The 3,043-nt window shown below is 68.6% G+C and carries 3 protein-coding genes; all 3 read left to right on the top strand.

Going from position 1 to position 3,043, the window contains the following annotated elements; translation table 11 throughout:
• Positions 1 to 517: efflux RND transporter periplasmic adaptor subunit (locus tag HUV01_RS14390; RefSeq protein ID WP_174298893.1), on the top strand; the 517-nt coding region annotated here is incomplete at its 5' end.
• The gene (locus tag HUV01_RS14395; protein WP_174298894.1) at positions 517 to 2,127 is read left to right on the top strand and encodes a DHA2 family efflux MFS transporter permease subunit; all 1,611 of its coding nucleotides are present in this window, start codon (positions 517 to 519) and stop codon (positions 2,125 to 2,127) included. The genes HUV01_RS14390 and HUV01_RS14395, both read left to right, overlap by 1 nt.
• Positions 2,127 to 3,043, top strand: a 917-nt coding sequence (locus HUV01_RS14400; protein WP_174298895.1) for a TolC family protein, incomplete at its 3' end; no start/stop codon positions are given. The genes HUV01_RS14395 and HUV01_RS14400, both read left to right, overlap by 1 nt.

The following is a 3,043-nucleotide window of genomic DNA, read 5'->3' on the forward strand; positions in this document are numbered from 1 at the left end:
CGACGCCGCCGAGCAGGTGCGCGTCGCCCGCCGCCAGGTAGGGGTCGCCCGCGCGGGGATCGCCGCGCAGCGCGCGCAGGTCGCGCAGGCGAACGTGACGCTCGGCAACCTGCGGCTTGTCGCGCCGGTCCCGGGGCAGGTGGTGAACCGGCAGGTGAACCTTGGCTCCTATGTCGGCCCCGGCACGCAGCTCATGGCGATCGTGCCCGACACGATGTGGGTGACGGCGAACTTCAAGGAGACGCAGCTCGCGCACATGCGGATCGGCCAGGGCGTGTCGATCCGGGTGGACGCCTTTCCCGACATGACTTTCCTCGGGCACGTCGATTCGGTCCAGCGCGGCGCGGGCCAGGCGTTCGCGCTGCTGCCGGCGCAGAACGCGACCGGCAACTACGTGAAGGTGGTGCAGCGGGTGCCGGTGCGGATCACCTTCGACATCAGGAACGGCCCCAATCCGCGCAACTACAGCATCGGCCCCGGCATGTCCGTGGTTCCGATCGTGAAGGTACTCGACTGATGGCAAACGCGGCGCCCGCACAGGGCCATGGCTGGACGCCCTCCCGATCGGCGGCGGGGCCGTACAGCCCGTGGTTCATCATCGCGATCATCTCGATCCCCACGTTCATGGAGGTGCTGGACACGTCGATCGCGAACGTCAGCCTGGAATATATCGCGGGCGGGCTGTCGATCTCGAACGACCAGGCGACATGGGTGCTGACGACCTATCTGCTCGCCAATGCGGTGGTGATCCCGATCAGCGGCTGGCTGAGCGACGTGATCGGCCGCAAGCGGTACTTCATGATCTCGATCGCGCTGTTCACCGCCAGCTCGTTCCTGTGCGGCATCTCGCCCAATCTGACGACCCTCATCATAGCCAGGCTGCTCCAGGGGATCGGCGGCGGCGGGCTCGCTCCCGTCGAGCAGTCGATGCTCGCCGACACCTTCCCGCCGGAGAAGCGCGGCATGGCGTTCGCCGCCTTCGCGATCGTCGTGGTCGTCGGCCCCGTCCTCGGTCCCACGCTGGGCGGGTTCATCACCGAATACAGCAGCTGGCACTGGGTATTCCTCATCAACGTGCCGGTCGGCATCCTGGCGATGTTCCTGGTCGAGCTGTTCGCCGACGAGCCCAAGCAGGTGAAGGCCGACCGGGCCGAGAAACTGAAGAACGGCTTGCGCATCGATTATATCGGCGTGCTGCTGATCGCCCTGGGGTTGGGCTTTCTCGAGATCGTCGCCGACCGTGGCGAGCGTCAGGACTGGTTCTCCAGTCCCCTGATCCTCACGGCGGCGATCATCTCGGTCATCGCGCTCGTCTCGCTCGTGGTGTGGGAGCTCGAGCACCCCGATCCGGTCATCGACTTCAGGATGCTCAAGAACCGCAACTTCGCGATGGTGCTGGTGGTGATGATGATGACCGGCATGGTCCTGTTCGCCACCACGCAGCTCATCCCGCAGATGCTGCAGCAGGTGATGGGCTACAGCGCGCTCGACGCGGGTCTGGCGATGACGGCGGGCGGGGTCGCGACCCTGGTCGCGGTGCCGTTCGCGGGCAGGCTGACGGGCAAGGTGGACGTGCGCATCCTGATCGGCGGCGCCTTCATCATCCAGGCGCTGGCGCTATGGCACATGAGCCACCTCAATGCCGAGATCACCTTCGCCCAGGCGGCGGAGGCGCGGCTGATCTCCGCGGCGGGGCTGCCGTTCCTGTTCGTGCCGATCAGCGCGGCCGCCTATATCGGCCTGAAGCAGACGCAGACGGCGCAGGCCTCCAGCCTGCTCAATGTCTTCCGCAACCTGGGCGGCACGCTGGGGATCGCGACGGCGCAGACGCTGCTCGCGCACCAGCTGCAGATCCATCAGTCGCGGCTGGTGGAGTTCGCGCAGCCGCTGAACCCCAACTACAACGACTGGGTCTCGCGCACGTCGGGCGTGCTGGGCGGCAGCGGCGGCGACGGGTCGATGACCACGATGGGCGTACTCTACCAGACGGTGCAGCGGCAGGCGTCGATGCAGGCGTTCCTTAGCGTCTATCATGCGCTGATGGTGATCGTGCTGGTGGTGACGCCGGTGGTCTTCCTGATGCGCAGCGGCCTTGGCGGCAAGACCCCGCAGGGAATGGGACATTGATGCGATCTCGCCTCCTCCTCGCCGGCACCGCGCTGGCGCTTGCCGGCTGCACCGTCGGCCCGAACTATGTCGAGCCGCAGCTGCCGACGCCGCCCGCCTATGCCTCGCCACAGATCGCCGTGCCGCCTGGCGAGGCGATCGATCCCGCACACTGGTGGTCCGCGTTCGGCGATGCCGGTCTCGACGCACTGGTGGAGCGGGCCATGCGCGACAATCCCGACATCCTGACCGCGGCTAGCCGCGTTCGCGAGGCGCGGTACGGCGAGATCGTCGCGGGCGCCGCCGGCAAGCCGACGCTGGACGCGATGGCGGGCGTCAACAACATCGAGATCAGCAAGAACGCCGGCCTGTCGCAGATCACGTCGTTGTTCGGCGGTGGCGGCTCGGGGTCGACTGGCGGCTCCTCCGGCAACAACGGTCTCGCGCTGCCGGGCGGCGGCATCACGACCTTCTCCGTCGGCTTCGACGCGAGTTGGGAGATCGACCTGTTCGGGGGCGACCGGCGGCAGCGCGAATCGGCGCGCGCGCAGTCCGCCGCCGCGGTCTGGAACCGCCGCGACGCTGCGATCACCCTGGCCGCCGAGGTGGCGCAGGCCTATTTCGCGCTGCGACTCGGACAGGCGCAGATCGCGATCGTCGAGGACGAGCTGACCCGCCAGCGTCGCGGGCTGGAGATCGCCGGCAACCAGGCGCTGGTCGGCCTGACGCCGCAGATCGACGTCACGCGGCAGCGCGCGACGATCTCGTCGACGCAGGCGCGACTCGAGCCGTTGCGTTCGGACGTGCAGGTGCGGATCCACGCGCTCGGCATCCTGGTCGGGGCAAGCCCGGAGTCGCTGGGCGCGCAGCTCTCCGCGCCGGCGCCGGCGCTGGGACCGGTGCCGGTCGTGCCCGCCGGCCTGCCGTCCGACCTGCT

It is taken from the genome of Sphingomonas bacterium, from assembly GCF_903643035.1.
Taxonomy (GTDB): Bacteria; Pseudomonadota; Alphaproteobacteria; order Sphingomonadales; family Sphingomonadaceae; genus Sphingomonas.

Excerpts from the sequence above, each read along its gene's own strand:
- HUV01_RS14395 (WP_174298894.1), top strand. The coding sequence starts at position 517 with ATGGCAAACGCGGCGCCCGCACAGGGCCATGGCTGGACGCCCTCCCGA.